Origin of the sequence: Paenibacillus vulneris, assembly GCF_039543185.1 — a bacterium.
In the GTDB taxonomy this organism is placed as follows: Bacteria; Bacillota; Bacilli; order Paenibacillales; family NBRC-103111; genus Paenibacillus_S; species Paenibacillus_S vulneris.
The window spans coordinates 166209-183447 of the sequence record NZ_BAABJG010000044.1; the positions used below are offsets into that span (position 1 = coordinate 166209).

General features: G+C 45.0%; 19 protein-coding genes and 1 rRNA gene. 18 read left to right on the forward strand and 2 right to left on the reverse strand.

From position 1 onward, the window contains the following. The first annotated feature begins 141 nt into the window (after nucleotides 1-141). From ABEA66_RS29925 to ABEA66_RS29980, 12 genes are all read left to right on the forward strand, one after another. Complete coding sequence (locus ABEA66_RS29925; RefSeq protein ID WP_345593379.1) at nucleotides 142-1383, forward strand: competence/damage-inducible protein A; 1242 nt, start codon at nucleotides 142-144, stop codon at nucleotides 1381-1383. 212 nt (nucleotides 1384-1595) lie between these two features. Continuing rightward, nucleotides 1596-2648 carry a recombinase RecA gene (gene recA, locus ABEA66_RS29930; RefSeq protein ID WP_079910196.1) on the forward strand — a complete coding sequence of 351 codons (1053 nt, stop codon included), beginning with the start codon at nucleotides 1596-1598 and terminating at the stop codon, nucleotides 2646-2648. 212 nt (nucleotides 2649-2860) lie between these two features. Then, nucleotides 2861-3574, forward strand: coding sequence for a RecX family transcriptional regulator (locus tag ABEA66_RS29935; protein ID WP_256865327.1), 714 nt, complete (start codon nucleotides 2861-2863; stop codon nucleotides 3572-3574). A gap of 281 nt (nucleotides 3575-3855) precedes the next feature. Beyond that, nucleotides 3856-5400 (forward strand): ribonuclease Y, encoded by a 1545-nt coding sequence (gene rny, locus ABEA66_RS29940; protein ID WP_377739208.1) that lies wholly within the window; start codon nucleotides 3856-3858, stop codon nucleotides 5398-5400. Nucleotides 5401-5489: 89 nt separating this feature from the next. Beyond that, nucleotides 5490-6284 (forward strand): TIGR00282 family metallophosphoesterase, encoded by a 795-nt coding sequence (locus ABEA66_RS29945; protein ID WP_079910195.1) that lies wholly within the window; start codon nucleotides 5490-5492, stop codon nucleotides 6282-6284. A gap of 119 nt (nucleotides 6285-6403) precedes the next feature. Beyond that, nucleotides 6404-6664, forward strand: a complete 261-nt coding sequence (locus ABEA66_RS29950) for a stage V sporulation protein S (protein ID WP_006286829.1) — start codon at nucleotides 6404-6406, stop codon at nucleotides 6662-6664. 269 nt (nucleotides 6665-6933) lie between these two features. Next, nucleotides 6934-7878 (forward strand): dipeptidase, encoded by a 945-nt coding sequence (locus ABEA66_RS29955; protein ID WP_345593384.1) that lies wholly within the window; start codon nucleotides 6934-6936, stop codon nucleotides 7876-7878. 228 nt (nucleotides 7879-8106) lie between these two features. Next, complete coding sequence (locus ABEA66_RS29960) at nucleotides 8107-9858, forward strand: 2-oxoacid:acceptor oxidoreductase subunit alpha (protein ID WP_079910193.1); 1752 nt, start codon at nucleotides 8107-8109, stop codon at nucleotides 9856-9858. Further along, nucleotides 9846-10712 carry a 2-oxoacid:ferredoxin oxidoreductase subunit beta gene (locus ABEA66_RS29965; RefSeq protein ID WP_192705244.1) on the forward strand — a complete coding sequence of 289 codons (867 nt, stop codon included), beginning with the start codon at nucleotides 9846-9848 and terminating at the stop codon, nucleotides 10710-10712. Before ABEA66_RS29960 ends, ABEA66_RS29965 begins: the two co-directional genes overlap by 13 nt. A gap of 124 nt (nucleotides 10713-10836) precedes the next feature. Next, the gene (pduL, locus tag ABEA66_RS29970) at nucleotides 10837-11406 is read left to right on the forward strand and encodes a phosphate propanoyltransferase (protein WP_345593387.1); all 570 of its coding nucleotides are present in this window, start codon (nucleotides 10837-10839) and stop codon (nucleotides 11404-11406) included. Between the two features lie 91 nt (nucleotides 11407-11497). Then, a complete protein-coding gene (gene miaB / locus ABEA66_RS29975; RefSeq protein ID WP_345593389.1) occupies nucleotides 11498-12973 on the forward strand; it encodes a tRNA (N6-isopentenyl adenosine(37)-C2)-methylthiotransferase MiaB in 1476 nt (491 codons plus the stop codon). A gap of 97 nt (nucleotides 12974-13070) precedes the next feature. After that, nucleotides 13071-13460 carry a YlbF/YmcA family competence regulator gene (locus tag ABEA66_RS29980; protein WP_079910620.1) on the forward strand — a complete coding sequence of 130 codons (390 nt, stop codon included), beginning with the start codon at nucleotides 13071-13073 and terminating at the stop codon, nucleotides 13458-13460. Nucleotides 13461-13552: 92 nt separating this feature from the next. On the opposite strand, the gene ABEA66_RS29985 is transcribed toward ABEA66_RS29980, so the two are convergent. After that, nucleotides 13553-13885, reverse strand: coding sequence for a L,D-transpeptidase (locus ABEA66_RS29985; protein ID WP_345593391.1), 333 nt, complete (start codon nucleotides 13883-13885; stop codon nucleotides 13553-13555). 34 nt (nucleotides 13886-13919) lie between these two features. Then, nucleotides 13920-14372, reverse strand: coding sequence for an Hsp20/alpha crystallin family protein (locus ABEA66_RS29990; protein WP_079910188.1), 453 nt, complete (start codon nucleotides 14370-14372; stop codon nucleotides 13920-13922). A gap of 146 nt (nucleotides 14373-14518) precedes the next feature. Here ABEA66_RS29990 and ABEA66_RS29995 point away from each other — a divergent pair, with 146 nt between their 5' ends. The 6 genes from ABEA66_RS29995 to ABEA66_RS30020 all read left to right on the forward strand — a co-directional run. Then, nucleotides 14519-14755, forward strand: coding sequence for a spore germination protein (locus ABEA66_RS29995; protein ID WP_079910187.1), 237 nt, complete (start codon nucleotides 14519-14521; stop codon nucleotides 14753-14755). Continuing rightward, nucleotides 14755-14967, forward strand: coding sequence for a spore germination protein GerPB (locus tag ABEA66_RS30000; protein ID WP_079910186.1), 213 nt, complete (start codon nucleotides 14755-14757; stop codon nucleotides 14965-14967). Before ABEA66_RS29995 ends, ABEA66_RS30000 begins: the two co-directional genes overlap by 1 nt. Before the next feature lie 55 nt (nucleotides 14968-15022). Beyond that, entirely contained in the window at nucleotides 15023-15646 is a 624-nt protein-coding gene (gene gerPC, locus ABEA66_RS30005) for a spore germination protein GerPC (protein ID WP_345593396.1), read from the forward strand. Next, complete coding sequence (locus ABEA66_RS30010) at nucleotides 15643-15822, forward strand: spore gernimation protein GerPD (RefSeq protein WP_079910184.1); 180 nt, start codon at nucleotides 15643-15645, stop codon at nucleotides 15820-15822. The genes gerPC and ABEA66_RS30010 overlap by 4 nt, the downstream gene beginning before the upstream one ends. Continuing rightward, nucleotides 15819-16238 carry a spore germination protein GerPE gene (locus ABEA66_RS30015; protein ID WP_345593398.1) on the forward strand — a complete coding sequence of 140 codons (420 nt, stop codon included), beginning with the start codon at nucleotides 15819-15821 and terminating at the stop codon, nucleotides 16236-16238. Before ABEA66_RS30010 ends, ABEA66_RS30015 begins: the two co-directional genes overlap by 4 nt. Before the next feature lie 712 nt (nucleotides 16239-16950). Beyond that, a 16S ribosomal RNA gene (locus ABEA66_RS30020) occupies nucleotides 16951-17239 on the forward strand; the annotation flags it as partial.

Here is a 17239-nt window from a genome sequence, read left to right on the forward strand (position 1 = left end):
GACAGTAGGAGTATCCTATTGTTTTTTATTTCACGTTATTGCTTATATATAAATTTCAGGGCGCCCCGCAAAGTACCTGAATCCGCCTCGCATCCAAGGCCCCACTTTGTGGGGTTATTTTTATTATGAGGAGTTGTTGCTATGAAAGCGGAAATCATTGCCGTAGGAACCGAATTGCTGCTCGGGCAGATCGTTAATACGAATGCCCAATTTTTGTCCCGCGCATGTGCTGATCTTGGCGTAAGCGTCTATTTTCAAACGGTTGTAGGAGACAACGAGAGCCGTTTGACTGAAGCGATTCGAATCGCCTCCAGCCGAGCTGATCTGGTCATTTGTACCGGCGGATTAGGTCCGACGCAGGATGATTTGACAAAGGACGTGTTAGCGGCTTATACAGGACAGAAATTACATATCCACCAACCGTCGATGGACAAGATCGAGGCGTTCTTCCGAAATCGCGGCGCCCATATGGTAGAGAGCAACAGGCGCCAGGCCTTGATGCTTGAAGGCAGCGATCCGCTTCCTAACGATACTGGTATGGCGGTCGGTGTGGCTCTGACTCACGAACAGACGCATTTTATTCTTTTACCCGGCCCGCCGAAAGAAATGAAACCCATGTTTGAACGCTATGCGTCTGTTTGGATTTCCGCCAAGATGGGGGAGGTTCGGCCGTTATATTCGCGAATGCTTAAATTTGCGGGCATTGGCGAATCGCTGCTGGAGCATGAACTGATCGACTTGATTCAGGACCAAACGGATCCGACCATTGCCACCTATGCCAAGGAAGGTGAAGTGGCGGTTCGCTTGACGACAAGAGCCTCATCCGAGGCGGAGGCGGAGAAAGCATTGGCACCCGTTGAATCAGAAATTCGAAGCAGATTAGGTCAGTATATTTATTCTAACGAGGATATCCCCCTCGAAGAAGAGATCATTCGCCTTATGCAGAATAAACAGCTGAAATTGGCCGTTGCGGAAAGCTGCACGGGCGGACTCGTCAGCGATCTTCTAACGGCTGTTCCGGGCAGTTCTGCGGTGTTTCAGGGCGGCATAGTCGTTTACACCAACGAGTGGAAGAACAGGCTCCTGAGCGTCCCTCTGGACGTTCTGGAAGGAACGGGCGCACCCGGGGCGATCAGCGATGTTACGGCCCGGCTATTGGCCGAAAACCTGCTTAAGCAGTCGGATACGGATTATGCCATTGCCATTACGGGAGTAGCGGGTCCGGGAGAGTCCGAAGGCAAGCCGGTTGGCCTCGTTTATATTGGCGTTGCGCAAAAGCGGGGAGAGACCGTCATTAAGCAGCTTCAGCTTGCAGGAAACCGCGAATTGATTAAGCTTCGCGCAGCCAAAAGCGCGCTGTATCAGCTGTGGAAGCTTCTATAAAAGCTTCGGGATGATTATAAAAATAGTGCTTGTAATTTATTCGTAAGTTGTAATATAATAGGTTTAACGGAAGAACCGTAACAATGCATATATCTTGTTGCGGTTTTTATTTTGACTATCAATCGAATGTATGTTCGCAAAAAATGCTTGGCAATAGAGTGAAAACAAGTTATCATGGAAGTAATTATAAGAGAGAAAAGGAAGTGACCATTGTGTCAGATCGTCGCGCAGCATTGGAGAATGCACTCCGTCAAATCGAAAAGCAGTTTGGTAAAGGCTCTATCATGAAACTGGGTGAATCCACCCATATGCAAGTTGAAACTATCCCAAGCGGTTCGTTGGCTCTCGATATCGCCCTTGGTATCGGCGGCTTTCCGCGCGGTAGAATTATAGAAGTATACGGACCGGAATCCTCCGGTAAAACGACAGTAGCCCTTCATGCGATTGCTGAAGTGCAAAAGGCCGGCGGACAAGCTGCCTTCATCGATGCGGAGCACGCGTTGGATCCACTGTATGCAAGCAAGCTGGGAATCAATATCGATGATTTACTCCTGTCACAGCCGGATACGGGAGAGCAAGCGTTGGAAATCGCCGAAGCTCTCGTTCGAAGCGGCGCTGTCGATATTATCGTCATCGACTCCGTTGCAGCACTGGTGCCGAAGGCAGAGATCGAAGGCGAGATGGGAGATTCCCATGTCGGTTTGCAGGCAAGACTTATGTCTCAGGCATTGCGTAAGCTGTCGGGTGCTATTAACAAATCCAAGGTTATTGCCATCTTCATTAACCAGCTTCGTGAAAAGGTAGGGGTAATGTTCGGAAATCCGGAAACAACGCCGGGCGGACGCGCATTGAAGTTCTATTCCACAATTCGGCTGGATGTTCGCCGCGTAGAGACAATCAAGCAAGGCAACGACATGGTGGGTAACCGTACCCGGATTAAAGTCGTTAAGAATAAAGTGGCACCTCCATTCAAGCAAGCGGATATTGATATTATGTACGGAGAGGGCATTTCCAAAGAAGGCAGCATTATTGATATCGGAAGCGAAATGGACATTATCCAGAAGAGCGGCGCATGGTATTCTTTCAACAACGATCGACTCGGTCAGGGCCGTGAGAATGCTAAGCAATTCCTGAAAGAAAATCCGCAAATTGCTGATATCATCGAGAAGAAGATTCGCGAGAACAGCAATCTGATCATTGCCAACGGTTCTGATCTTCATGATCAAGACGAGGAAGAGGACGATCTGCTGGCATTTGAAGAATAAATCGGAGTGACTATAGTGCAAGGCACCTTTACTTCAAGTATAAGGTGCCTTTTCTACCATATAGGAACAGCTACAAAAGGTCCAGAATAGAGGTTTCTATTTCTTAACATGTTAGCATTTATCAATTTTATGCTTCCCCATAAAGTACCTGAATCAGCTTCGGTTCGAGGTTCCCGCTTTATGAGGTTATTTTATGTTTGAGGTGTTTAGGATTGGATAAAGAAACCGAAGAAGGGATGCACAGCGGGACGATTACCAAGGTAGAGCGGCAAAAACGGGTCAAGGACAGATATAACCTGTATATCGATGAACAGTATACGTTCTCGGTTCATGAGGATATATTGATTAAGTATAGGCTTGTCAAGGGCTCGGTTATCAGTGTCGAGGAGTTCAAGGCGATACTGTATGCCCAAGAGAAGCAGCAAGCCTATCTTTACGCCATTCGGCTCTTATCGTCCCGTCTTCGTTCCGAGCATGAGCTTGCAGCACGTCTTAAGCAAAAAGGATATGAACCTGCGATTAGAACGATCACTATTGAAAGGCTCAGGCAGGAACGGTATGTTGACGACGGATTGTTCGCCGAGCAGCTCACGATGCAGCGGATTCGGTCCCAGAAGAAGGGGCGCAATTGGGTCAAGCAAGAGCTGCAGCATAAGGGTCTCCAGCCGGAGCATATTGTGCATGCGCTCGGCCAGGTTGATGAAGAGACAGAGTATCGCCACGCTTTTGATCTCGCCTATAAAAAATATCGCATAGAATTTGCGGAGGATTCATTGAAAGCCAGGCGCAAGGCTATGGGGTTTTTGGCGAGAAGAGGCTATTCATCAAGTCTGGTATCGAGAGTGATGCGAGACCTGGTCAAGGCATTTGGAGCTGCGAATGCCGATGAATTGGAATTTGGTGTTGGAGAATTTGAAGACTATTAATGACATTATCGGACTCAAACGGCTTGATATACCTGCAATGGATGAATGTACTTCAGGGTTCAATGAATCATTTCTGCCTTGGACACCTTGACAAGCTTCTTCGACAAAAGATAAAATAATCATGTATAATTTTATACACAGAATCTTCCTGCTGTACTTCGCCCGGGAAGAGTCTCAAAGTAAAATCGCCAATTTTTACTTTATCTTACGTTTGTGAAACGGATTAAAAACCATACTGTCCCAAGCTTACCCCTTGGAGAAACAACGAGGAGGTGAACTGGATGCTGAATCCGGCCATCTGGATCTTAATTATCCTCTTTGTTGGTGTGATTTGCTTAGGGATTGGTTATATTATCCGCAAGTCCATTGCAGAAGCGAAAATTTCTAGTGCCGAACAAGCCGCTGAGCAGATTAAAGAAAATGCGAAGAAAGAAGCGGAGGCACTTAAGAAAGAAGCGGTTCTGGAAGCTAAGGATGAGATTCACAAGCTCAGATCCGAAGCTGAAAAGGACATTCGTGATCGTCGAAATGAAACTCAACGATTAGAGAGACGATTGTTGCAAAAAGAGGAGTCGCTGGATAAAAAATTAGAATCTCTGGAGAAAAAAGAAGAGCAGGTCGCCAACAAAGAGAAAAGAATCGAAGAAACACAATCGCAAATTGATGAGATTTATAAAAATCAAGTTGCGGAGCTGGAACGAATCTCAGCGCTCACGATGGACGATGCCAAGAACATCATCCTTACGAATGTTGAGCAGGAAGTTCGTCATGAAACAGCTCAATTAATTAAAGAGATTGAACAACAGGCTAAAGAAGAAGGCGACAAGAAGGCTCGCGAAATTATTACGCTTGCTATCCAGAGATGCGCTGCAGATCATGTGGCAGAAACTACCGTTTCGGTCGTTTCCCTGCCGAATGAAGAGATGAAAGGGCGCATTATCGGTCGCGAAGGAAGAAATATCCGTGCACTGGAAACATTGACGGGAATCGATCTTATCATCGACGATACACCTGAAGCAGTGATTCTGTCCGGTTTTGATCCTATTCGACGGGAGATTGCCCGTACTTCACTTGAGAAGCTGGTTGCAGACGGACGTATTCATCCTGCCCGGATCGAAGAAATGGTCGAGAAGTCCCGTAAGGAAGTGGATGAACGCATTCGTGAATACGGTGAACAGGCAACTTTTGAAACTGGCGTTCACGGACTGCACCCGGACCTGATCAAAATTTTGGGCCGATTGAAATTTAGAACAAGCTATGGGCAAAATGTGTTGAAGCATTCAATGGAAGTGGCCTATCTAACCGGTTTGATGGCTGGGGAACTCGGGGAAGACGTGACATTGGCGAAACGTGCCGGTCTCCTGCATGACATCGGTAAAGCTTTAGACCACGAAGTGGAAGGCTCCCACGTTGAGATTGGCGTAGAAATTGCCAAGAAGTACAAGGAGCATCCTATTGTCATTAACAGTATTGCTTCTCACCATGGAGATTGCGAAGCCACATCCGTTATCGCAATGCTCGTTGGAGCCGCGGATGCATTGTCGGCCGCACGACCTGGAGCACGACGTGAAACGCTGGAAACCTACATCAAGCGTCTAGAGAAGCTTGAAGACATTTCCGAATCGTTCGAAGGCGTAGAGAAGTCGTACGCTATTCAAGCGGGACGCGAAGTTCGTGTTATGGTGCAGCCTGAGAAGATCGATGATACGGAAGCTTTCCGTCTTGCACGTGATATAACCAAAAAAATCGAGAGCGAGCTGGATTATCCGGGCCACATCAAGGTAACGGTTATCCGCGAAACTCGTGCCGTAGAATACGCGAAATAGCAAATTGCATACACTAAGGAGAAAAGTGGCTGAATAAGCCACTTTTCTTTTCCGCTTAAAAGGTTCATACATAGAAAGGGAGCACAGAAATGAGAATCTTATTTATCGGTGATATTGTTGGGTCCGTCGGAAGAAAGGCGGTAAAAGCCTGTTTGCCCGGACTCAAAAACAAATTAAATCCGACCTTTATTATAGCGAATGGGGAAAACGCGGCAGCCGGGAGAGGGATTACTTCCAACATCGCCAAGGAACTGTTCGAAATGGGCATTCATGGCATAACGATGGGAAATCACACCTGGGACCAAAAGGAAATCTTTGACTTTATTGACGACGAAGAACGTATGGTTCGTCCTGCGAACTTCCCTAAAGGGACACCTGGCAGAGGCTTTACAACCATCAAGGTAAAGGACCAGGAACTGGTTATCATTAACGTCCAAGGGCGCACATTTTTGCCGCCGCTGGACTGTCCTTTTGACAAAGTAGATACGATACTGGATGGTGTTAAAAAGCGGAACAAATACATCCTTGTAGATTTTCACGCTGAAGCTACTTCAGAGAAGCTCGCAATGGGCTGGCATCTGGATGGCAAGGTTTCCGCTGTCGTGGGTACTCATACTCATGTACAGACGCATGATGAGCGTATCCTGCCTCAGGGGACCGCTTACGTAACCGATGTTGGGATGGTCGGTCCGCGAGACGGTATTCTAGGCATGGAGAGAGGAGCTGTACTGCAGAAGTTTAAAACGCAGCTTCCTGTTCGATTCGTAGTGGACGAAGGCAAATGGCATTTCCACGCGGTTTGTATAGATCTGGATCCTGCTACAGGCCTAGGGAAGAAGATCCAATTGATCCGTATGGAAGAGGATCAGTTTATTATAGAATAATTATCAGATAATTCTAAATTATTAGTTAATACGATCTTCGGGAAGAAGGAATTATTGCAAAATTCCTAGAATATGATTAGTACTGGAAGCAATCCATCATTCCCGAGGAGGTACTTTTCATGGAAGTATTAAAAGTTTCAGCAAAGTCCAATCCTAACTCCGTAGCCGGCGCGTTAGCGGGTGTATTGCGTGAACGTGGTGCAGCTGAGCTGCAGGCAATCGGGGCTGGAGCTCTCAACCAAGCGATAAAAGCAGTAGCGATTGCACGAGGATTTGTGGCTCCAAGCGGGGTTGATTTGATTTGCATACCAGCATTTACGGATATCGTTATCGACGGAGAAGATCGTACGGCTATAAAACTCATTGTGGAACCCAGGTAGAGTACAGCACCATACTTCATAATTACCGAACGCCTGTTTACTTAGTAGACAGGTTTTTTTACCGTGCCTTTTCAATACGGACATGACAATGAACAGTAGTTCCTTGCTCTTTCATTTATGAACCTCTAATCGTGGTCGATTCATTTGGGAAAAGACCGGTTAGAGGTTTTTTATTACTGACTTCATTACTCCAGAAAGAGGTAAACGTGGCGATTCCTCTCTTGAAAAGGCATTCATGTGATTAATCATGTCGAGGAGCGTGAAGAACAATGACAATTATTGACGGGCATTGCGATGTACTATACAAAATGTACGAAAACAGGGGACTGGATTTTTTTAACCCGACCGTGTCTGGATTGGATGTAACCTACCAAAGAATGGTGCAAGCAGGGGTGAAGATCCAGTTTTTTGCTATTTTTTTATCGGATAGTATCCGACAACCATATTTTGAACATTATTTAGAGTACATAAATATTTTTTATCAAAGAATCATTTCAGACCCCAGAATCAGACTGATTAAAAATCAGACGGACTTGCTGGAGGTTATGAGCGGACCCCAGAAGGGAGCGATTCTGACATTGGAGGGAGCGGATGCGATTCAGGATAACCCCTTGTTTACCCAGACCTTGTTCCATCTCGGAATTCGATTGATCGGAGTTACCTGGAATTATGGGAATTGGGCGGCGGACGGGGTTTTGGAACCGAGACAAGGAGGATTTTCAAGAAAAGGGCTTAGATTTATTAAAGAGTGCAACGATTTGGGTATAATGATGGATGTATCGCATCTGTCGGAGAAATCGTTCTGGGATCTTGCGATGATGTCGGAGAAGCCTTTTGTTGCCACCCATTCCAACGCCAAAGCCATCTGCAGCCATCCGCGCAACTTGGACGATAATCAGATCAAAGCGATAATCCAAAAGCAGGGAAGGATAGGCATCACATTCGTCCCTTGGTTTGTTACCGAGCAAGGAACCGCCTCGCTCAGCGATTTAACAAAGCATATTGACCACATATGCTCGTTAGGCGGCGAAAAGCATCTGGTGATCGGCTCCGACTTTGACGGCATCAGCAAATGGATCCCGGGTCTTGAGCATACAGGGAAGTTTGACGATCTGGCGCAATTTTTAAGCAAATACTACAAGGATGACTGGCTTAAAGACTTCTTTTTTCGAAATTGGTACCGATATTTGCAGCGGCAATTGCCGGCTCGGTAAGCTTTTATCTTGTATCTAGATATATGCCGTGCGGACTGATCTCTTTTCGGTATGGATATCATCTAAAAATACTATCTTTCAATTTGGACCAAACTACTTGCTTTTTACTTGGTAAAGTCATATGATTTGGATGACAACTGAAAGAAATTTTTTATCCATATGTAAAATTTCTTTTAAGCTTAAGTTGATCTATTGCAGTGTCAGTGACATTAAAAGGAGTGGACAACGGTGATTAGCCAATTATCTTGGAAGATCGGAGGACAACAAGGGGAAGGTGTTGAAAGTACCGACAAAATCTTCTCGACGGCATTGAATCGTCTGGGATATTATTTGTACGGGTACCGTCATTTCTCCTCTCGTATTAAGGGGGGACACACCAACAACAAAATCAGAATCAGTACGAAACCGATTCGTGCTATTTCCGATGATTTGGATATCCTTGTTGCATTTGACCAAGAAACCATCGATTTGAATGCGCATGAGCTTCGTGAGAATGGCGTTATCGTAGCAGACGCCAAATTTAATCCTGTTGTGCCTGAAGGCATCAAAGCACGTTTGTTCCCTGTGCCTATTACAGCGATTGCTGAAGAGCTTGGAACATCCCTATTTAAGAACATGGCTGCTTCCGGCGCATCTTGGGCCCTGCTTGGTTTGCCACTGGAAGTGTTTAATAAAGCGGTTGAGGAAGAGTTCGGACGCAAAGGTCCGGCAGTTGTAGAGAAAAATATCGAAGCGGTTCGCAAAGCGGCTGAGTTCATTCTCGAAATGAACGGCGGTCCATTGCCTGAGTTCCAGTTAGAGCCTGCTGACGGCAAACAAAAGCTGTTTATCATCGGTAACGATGCTATCGGTTTGGGTGCTGTAGCTGCCGGCTGCCGTTTCATGCCTGCATATCCGATTACACCAGCATCGGAGATCATGGAGTACTTAATCAAAACCTTGCCTAAATTTGGCGGTACCGTTATTCAAACAGAAGACGAGATCGCAGCGGTAACTATGGCTATCGGCGGTAACTACGGCGGTGTGCGTACAATGACTGCATCCGCAGGTCCTGGTCTTTCCTTGATGATGGAAGCTATCGGTCTTGCTGGTATGACGGAAACTCCTGTTGTTATCGTTGATACACAACGCGGTGGTCCAAGTACAGGTCTTCCAACCAAACAAGAGCAATCCGACGTGTTCGCCATGATCTACGGAACACACGGTGAAATTCCGAAAATCGTGCTGTCTCCATCCACAATCGAAGAGTGCTTCTATGATACGATTGAGGCGTTCAACCTGGCAGAGAAATATCAAGTGCCGGTTATCCTGTTGACTGACCTTCAACTTTCCCTGGGTAAACAATCCAGTGAATTGTTGGATTACAATAAAATCGTTATCGACCGCGGCCGCTTGGTTCAAGGCGAATTGCCTCCGACGGAAGAAAACAAGCTGTTCAAGCGTTATGAGTTTACTGAAGACGGCGTTTCTCCAAGATCGATTCCTGGTCAAAAATACGGCTTGCACCACGTGACTGGCGTAGAGCATGACCAAGAAGGCCGTCCATCCGAAGGCACGGATAACCGCAAGAAAATGATGGATAAGCGTATGGAGAAATTGAAACACGTGAAAGTAACGAACCCGATCCTTGTAGATGCTCCTCACGAAGAAGCGGATCTGCTGCTTATCGGTATGGGTTCCACTGGTGGAACTATCGACGAAGCAAGAACGCGTTTGGAGAAGCAAGGTATCAAAACAAATCACGTAACGGTTCGCTTGCTGCATCCTTTCCCTGCTGAAGAGCTGAAGGCTCAAATGGCAAAAGCAAAAACCGTTGTTGTTATCGAAAACAACGCAACGGCTCAATTGGCTTCCTTGATCAAATTGAACGTTGGTTCCCCAGAAAAAATTAAGAGTCTGTTGAAATATAACGGTAACCCATTCTTGCCGGCAGAAATCACTACATTTTGTCAGGAGTTGAGTCCAGTATGGCAACGTTAAAAGATTTTCGCAATAATATTAAACCTAACTGGTGTCCGGGGTGTGGAGACTTCTCCATCCAAGCGGCTATCCAAAGAGCTGCTGCCAATGTAGGGTTGGAGCCTGAGCAATTGGGCGTTGTTTCCGGTATCGGCTGTTCCGGACGTATCTCCGGTTACATCAATGCTTATGGCTTCCACGGTGTACACGGTCGTTCCCTCCCAATCGCACAAGGTCTGAAAATGGCCAACCGTGAATTGACGGTTATCGCTGCAGGCGGTGACGGCGACGGCTTCGCGATCGGTATGGGTCATACCGTACATGCTATCCGTCGTAACATCGACATTACTTACATCGTTATGGATAACCAAATCTACGGTTTGACAAAAGGCCAAACTTCGCCGCGAAGCGCTGAAGGCTTCAAAACGAAAAGTACGCCTGCAGGTTCCATCGAATCTGCCTTGTCTCCGCTGGAAGTAGCTTTGGCTGCTGGCGCAACCTTTGTTGCACAATCGTTCTCCAGCAACTTGAAGCAGCTGACTTCTTTGATCGAAGCAGGTATGAAGCATAAAGGCTTCTCCTTTATCAACGTATTCAGCCCATGTGTTACTTTTAACAAAGTGAACACTTATGACTGGTTCAAAGAAAACATCGTGGATCTGGAAGAAACTCCTGACTACGATCCAAGCAACCGTGTTATGGCTATGACCAAAATCATGGAAACCAACGGCTTGCTTACTGGCTTGATCTATCAAAACACAAGCAAAGACAGCTATGAGAACTTGGTTTCTGGCTTTAAACAAGAAGCCTTGGCTAAACAAGACCTCAAAATCTCGGAAGCAGATTTCGAGAAATTGATGGCAGAATTTAAATAATTTTATGAACTTTAAGAAAGCATGCGGCATCGCCGTATGCTTTTTTTACTGCTGTACGTTATAATCAGGGTGAGTTAGCAAATAATGAATACGTACATAAGTCCAATCAATGGGGGTTATTCCTATGAAACAAGTACCTATTGGCGTTTCGGCAAGACATATTCACTTGTCGGTTGAACATATCGAACAATTGTTCGGAAAAGGGTATCAGTTAAACATTTTGAAAGATTTGTCTCAGACTGGACAATATGCCGCGGTTGAAACGGTGGCTGTTGCTGGTCCTAAGGGCAGATTTGATAAAGTAAGAATATTAGGCCCTGCCAGAGGCAAGTCACAACTGGAGGTATCGCGTTCAGACGCTTTTGTATTGGGCCTGAATCCTCCTGTAAGGGAATCGGGTAACATTGCCGGGACCCCGGGAATTACCGTTATCGGTCCGGCCGGACAAGTTGATATTCCGGAAGGCGTCATCGTTGCTGCGCGCCACATTCATTTCCATACGGACGATGCGGCAAACTGGGGGATTAAGGACAAGCAGCTGCTAACGGTTAGAGTGGAAGGAGAGCGTTCGCTAATTTTCGAAAATGTATTGGCGCGGGTTTCCGATCAATATGCGTTAGATATGCACATCGATACGGATGAGGCTAATGCGGCCGGTGTAAAAACGGGAGATATGGCCACCCTATTGTCCTAGCAGATAGAGGATTTTCTCTTTGAAATTGATGCTGCAATAATGATATAATAAAAGGTATGATGTTTGCAGCTTATTTCAGGAGGAACGTGCAATGACAACGAAGAACAAATCTGATAAAGATTATTCTATATATTTTCAACCTCCTTCTTTGACCGATGCGAAAAAAAGAGGGAAGGAAGAGATCAAGGTTCATTATAACTTTGAGATCCCCGAAGACATGAAGCAGTTTGGGCAAGATAAATATTATTTGATCCAAACCTACGGATGTCAAATGAATGAGCATGATACCGAAACCATTATGGGTTTACTCGAGCAAATGGGATACAAAGCAACGGATGACCGCAGACAGGCGGACGTTATCTTATTGAATACTTGTGCCATACGTGAAAATGCGGAAGACAAAGTATTCGGGGAGCTTGGTCACCTTAAGCATCTTAAGGCTGAGAAGCCGTCATTAGTCCTTGGAGTATGCGGCTGTATGTCTCAGGAAGAGGCTGTTGTCAACCGCATTTTGCAAAAGCATGCTTTCGTCGATCTGATTTTTGGTACTCACAACATCCATCGTTTGCCGCATTTGCTGAAGGAAGCTTTTTTCAGTAAAGAAATGGTTATCGAGGTGTGGTCCAAGGAAGGCGATATCGTCGAGAATCTTCCTAAAAAGCGCGAAGGCATTAAAGCATGGGTTAATATCATGTATGGCTGTGACAAATTCTGTACGTACTGCATTGTTCCCTACACTCGCGGGAAAGAGCGGAGCCGCAGACCGGAGGATGTATTGGCTGAGGTTCGTGATCTGGCAAGACAGGGCTTCCAGGAGATTATGCTGCTTGGGCAAAACGTGAATGCATATGGTAAGGATTTTGACGATATCGAGTATCGCTTCGGCGATTTGATGAACGATATTTCCAAGATAGACATCCCGCGCGTTCGGTTTACGACGTCGCATCCTCGTGATTTTGACGATCATTTGATCGAAGTTCTTGCGAAAAAAGGGAATTTGGTAGAACAGATCCATTTGCCGGTACAATCGGGCAGCAATGAGATATTGAAGCGCATGAGCCGCAAGTATACTCGTGAGCACTATTTGAACCTGGTGGATAAAATCAAAGCCGCTATTCCTGATGTAAGCTTAACGACAGATATTATTGTCGGCTTTCCGGGTGAGACCGATGAACAGTTCGAGGAAACACTCGACCTGGTTAAGCGAGTGAAATATGATAGCGCCTATACGTTTATTTATTCGCCGCGCGAAGGTACCCCTGCTGCTGACATGGCGGATGATGTACCGATGCAGGTTAAGAAAGAGCGGTTGTACCGATTGAATGCCGTATTGGCTGAGTTCAGCAGGGAAAGCAACGAAAGCATGAAGGGGCAGCTTCTGGATGTTCTCGTTGAAGGCGAAAGTAAAAATAATGCGGAAGTGCTGGCCGGACGTACACGTACGAACAAGCTGGTTCATTTGGCAGGACCGAAGGAACTGATAGGTAAGATTGTACCTGTCAAAATTACGGATGCTCAAACCTGGTATATCAAAGGGGAATGGGTACCGGAAGCTATTGCGCAATAAAAAAAGTAAATATACATGTTGAGGGGCGTGACCGGCAATGTCGGGACAACATCATCACGATCATGACCATGATCACAATCATATGCAATGCAGTCAAATGGAGTGCTATACCAATACGGAAATGATCGTTCGTGAAGATATTCTGGCCAAAGCCAAAGAGCTGGCTGAATTGATTTCGACATCCAATGAGGTTCAGTTTTTCCAAAAAGCAGAAGAACAAATTTCCTCCAATGATCATATTCAAACCTTAATCAGCGCTATTAAGAAAAAACAAAAAGAAATTGTAGCGTTTGAATCGTTCGAGAACAAAAAGATGGTTGAAAAAATCGAGAAAGAAATTGAGGAGCTGCAGGACCAGCTGGATAACATTCCGATTGTAAGCGAGTTCCGCCAGTCTCAGGAAGACATCAATTACTTGCTGCAGCTGGTAATGTCCGTTATTCGAGATACGGTATCAGACAAAATTACCGTAGAGTCCGGTAAATAAGTTAGAATGAAGAACCACTTTGCTTTCAACGCGGCAAGGTGGTTTTTTGTATTATGAAATATATTTCGATAAGTTGGGTGCTGTCCGTACGGTCACTTTCGAATAATGACTCGCGTCCCAATAGGAACAACAGCTGCAAGGGCGAGCACATCCTGATTATACATCCTTACACAGCCATGAGATACTTCGTGTCCTATAGAGGATGGGTCCTTAGTGCCATGTATACCGTAATGCGGGCGTGACAAACCCATCCAGAAAGCGCCGAAAGGGCCGCCCGGATTGGGGGCTTTATTTATTATCGTATAAATTCCTTCCGGTGTCTTGGTCAATTCCTTACCGATACCTATAGGGTAGCTGTGAATGACAATGTTATCCTTCAATAGATGAAGCTTGCGTTCCGATAACACAATTACAATTTGGTACATCAGGCATAACTCCCTAAGCTTTCTCGCGACCGTACTATAAGTATCTTACAGAAATTTCGCGATAAGTCTGATCTATTTTCTTCTTGCGCATTTTGATTTGTAAAATCCCATCTTTATAGGAAGCTCTGCTGCCACGCGGATCAATATGACATGGGAGACGGATGATTTGAGGATTATTACCTGAGATCCCATCTACCTTCACTTGATCTGTTCTGATTTTGACAATAGGGTTGGCGTTGTCCGCCATTTTCATTTTTACAATGATAAAATGATGCGTTTCGAATATTTCAGATGGGTTATTGGCTGCTTTTTTCAACGTGCTCGTCTTCGGAAGACTTTTCTCCAATATTTGCTTAACGTAATCCTCTACCCAAGAAGTATCTTTCCACATCTCCAAATGCTTATCAGAAGGCAAACCAGGCAGCTTCATTCCAAGTAAGGATTCAATGGCTTCCCAGCGGGATTGGTTGTTATTGGTGCGGCTCATCTGGAATCTCCTCCTTTCGCCTAGAAGTTCAACACATTATATGAAATCCCGGGCCGTCATGATACACTAAAGAACTATTCAATCCTTATGTACCACTGGGCACTTATCATCATACTATGTAGCAAGAAGAACAAAGGAGTACGCCTATGCCTTCCATTGTTGGTAATATAAAAATATTATCCATTGACAACGGCTCGATTGTGCATATAGGGGATGCGGTTCAGTTAGCGCCGGAAAGCAATTCTAAAACGTTTGCCGGGGGAGGGTCATTCAATACAGGTGATTTTCCAGTAACCGGAGTTGGCATTAGCAGTACGAATACAAATGATAATGATGTGGCTGATTCTACTCAAACGAATTTGGGGAATAGGGGTGTCGTCTGATGAATTTAACCATTAACCAAAATATTGTCATCCATCAATTGCGAGTGAACAATGTGACGAATTCATCTGTTCTTCAAATCGGAAGCTCGGGAATGATCAAATCATTATCCAATCAGTATAATACGGGAGGATTTAAGGAGGAGGGGGAGCCTCCTGTTAAACCAGAGGAGGAAATGACCCCATCCCTTGTTCCATTACCAAGTCCTCATTAGCTGGGCTAACACCCATCTCCTATCCTGTGCATACAATGAGGAAGGAGGTGTTGGTATGATGTATAATGGGTGGCAATGGAGCCAGTACTTTCAAAATTTGCATCATTATGTCCTGGCTCACGCCGAGAAAGTGGCAGAGTTGGAAAAAACGCTTGAATCGGTGAAGCAGGAACTAAACGCCTTAAAGGATCAGAAAAGGGTTCATATCGATAGAATTGAATATAAATTTGATCAGTTAAAAGTTGAAAAGCTGGACGGTACTTTAAACATCGGTATTACTCCCCAATCATTAGATGAGATGGCTGTAGGCAAAAATTCAGATCAGCAAATGGATGAGCCGTCGGAGGTACCGGTCCAACCGACTTCTGAACTACAGGAATCCGTACAGAGGGAGCTAGAGCAGTATCTCGATAAAGACGTTCCACAGCAAATAGATCAGTTCGAGCAAGACTCGGAATTCCAATTAGACCCTTGGCATCGAATGCTGATTTTGGATGATTTAAAAAGACAGATGAGAGAAAGAATGATGTACTACTTTCAACAAATGGAACCAGGAGCTACCAAGGATCAATTGTCTTCTATTCAAGACTCCGTTTTGTTTAGAACGAAAACAGATATTCAAAAAGCAGTGGATCTTTATTTCAATAAACTAAAGAAGAAGGATGTGAGTAAAAAATGAATTTTCAGGTTACTAATCACGAATTGTGTGTTGGTGATATCAAAGTAACAGGGGTATCCGTGTCATCGGTCTTTTTGATTGGGGATACGGAACAAATTATTCTGTCTTCTATTTCGGATTCTCCTCCGGAATCGGTGACGGTTGGTCCGCTTCTTCCATTAGCGGCCGAAGCATGAGCAGATGGTCCGTAGTTGGTTTTGTAGATGTATTTAATTTATCGGAAGCATCCATACTGCAAGCCGGAGATAATAGAAGCATTAATTCAGCTTCAAAAGTCATGACAGTGGTAAGACAAGTTCCCACGTATCTGGGGAATGAAGGTAATTTTACGAAATATCCGGTTTACTCCAGACCTATCCCTTTACCAGCTAGCGGGGATTCGCTCTCTATGAAAGTAGACAATGATTGCAGCGTAATTAAAGTGCACTCTGTAAGAATCATCGGTATTGCCGGGTCGTCGGTTTTTCAAGCCGGAAGGAATGAAATTATCGAGTCTGAAGCACGAGTCAAGGAATTTCGCCAGTTCATTACAAGAGCTCGTCCCAAGGCTACTAAAGAAGAGGCACTGCCGGATAACGATACATTAAAGTAAAGAATAAAAAGGTTGTCAACGGGTGACAACCTTTCTATTTTTATGGGTTTGGGTTCGAAGCGGGTTTTGGATTCCCCGAGTCGTGATCCGAATAGGCTATCAGCACAATGTTCTCGTTAACGTCAGTACGAAGCTTATTTTCTAATTGCTGAATCTGGGTTAACACCTCAGGTGTTAAATGTGCTACAGAAAATTGTGAGCTCATCAATTAAGATACCTCCGTTTTTATTAATATTGTGACCCAAACTATGCAGTTCATCCTGAGATGGTATGAATGTTTAGTTTGTAATAAATTCCTTTGCTATACTATTTGATTCGTGATATATTGTGTAAATGTTTTTGTAACTTAATTTTTAACGATTTGTTTTCATAATTTTGGTTTTAAAAAAAGCTTGCAATTGTGTAGGCGAATGTGATATATTTAAATTCCGGTCGTTGAAAGGAAAAACACGATTGGAACAGGAAAATTGTCCTTTGAAAACTGAACAACGAGTGAATGTTTTAATAGAGAATGAAAATTCTCGCTAGCATTGAATTTTGAGCTTAAGACAAGCTCTGATAATTTGCCTCATAGTCGTTATGGGGTCCCCGAAAAGTAATGTCTAAACACACTGATATAATTCACAGAATGTTTAGACGCCGATCAAGCTAAGGCTTGATGCGGACGGAATATGCTTCGGCAGCTTCGCTTCACTTTTTGGGGAGGAACACTTTATTGGAGAGTTTGATCCTGGCTCAGGACGAACGCTGGCGGCGTGCCTAATACATGCAAGTCGAGCGGTCCCTTCGGGGATAGCGGCGGACGGGTGAGTAACACGTAGGCAACCTGCCTGTAAGATCGGGATAACTATCGGAAACGATAGCTAAGACCGGATAGCTGGTTCTCTCGCATGAGGGGATCATGAAACACGGTTCCGAATTTATTCAGGGCTGTGGCTTACAGATGGGCCTGCGGCGCATTAGCTAGTTGGTAGGGTAACGGCCTACCAAGGCGACGATGC

Bases quoted from the DNA above. Each gene is read 5' to 3' on its own strand.
- ABEA66_RS29965 (WP_192705244.1), top strand. From the start codon at position 9,846: ATGGCAACGTTAAAAGATTTTCGCAATAATATTAAACCTAACTGGTGT.
- ABEA66_RS29945 (WP_079910195.1), top strand. From the start codon at position 5,490: ATGAGAATCTTATTTATCGGTGATATTGTTGGGTCCGTCGGAAGAAAG.
- ABEA66_RS30010 (WP_079910184.1), top strand. From the start codon at position 15,643: ATGAATTTTCAGGTTACTAATCACGAATTGTGTGTTGGTGATATCAAA.
- ABEA66_RS29980 (WP_079910620.1), top strand. From the start codon at position 13,071: ATGGAGTGCTATACCAATACGGAAATGATCGTTCGTGAAGATATTCTG.
- ABEA66_RS29950 (WP_006286829.1), top strand. From the start codon at position 6,404: ATGGAAGTATTAAAAGTTTCAGCAAAGTCCAATCCTAACTCCGTAGCC.
- rny (WP_377739208.1), top strand. From the start codon at position 3,856: ATGCTGAATCCGGCCATCTGGATCTTAATTATCCTCTTTGTTGGTGTG.
- miaB (WP_345593389.1), top strand. From the start codon at position 11,498: ATGACAACGAAGAACAAATCTGATAAAGATTATTCTATATATTTTCAA.
- ABEA66_RS29990 (WP_079910188.1), bottom strand. From the start codon at position 14,372: ATGAGCCGCACCAATAACAACCAATCCCGCTGGGAAGCCATTGAATCC.
- ABEA66_RS29955 (WP_345593384.1), top strand. From the start codon at position 6,934: ATGACAATTATTGACGGGCATTGCGATGTACTATACAAAATGTACGAA.
- ABEA66_RS30000 (WP_079910186.1), top strand. From the start codon at position 14,755: ATGAATTTAACCATTAACCAAAATATTGTCATCCATCAATTGCGAGTG.
- ABEA66_RS30015 (WP_345593398.1), top strand. From the start codon at position 15,819: ATGAGCAGATGGTCCGTAGTTGGTTTTGTAGATGTATTTAATTTATCG.
- ABEA66_RS29995 (WP_079910187.1), top strand. From the start codon at position 14,519: ATGCCTTCCATTGTTGGTAATATAAAAATATTATCCATTGACAACGGC.
- gerPC (WP_345593396.1), top strand. From the start codon at position 15,023: ATGATGTATAATGGGTGGCAATGGAGCCAGTACTTTCAAAATTTGCAT.
- ABEA66_RS29985 (WP_345593391.1), bottom strand. From the start codon at position 13,885: ATGTACCAAATTGTAATTGTGTTATCGGAACGCAAGCTTCATCTATTG.
- pduL (WP_345593387.1), top strand. From the start codon at position 10,837: ATGAAACAAGTACCTATTGGCGTTTCGGCAAGACATATTCACTTGTCG.
- ABEA66_RS29925 (WP_345593379.1), top strand. From the start codon at position 142: ATGAAAGCGGAAATCATTGCCGTAGGAACCGAATTGCTGCTCGGGCAG.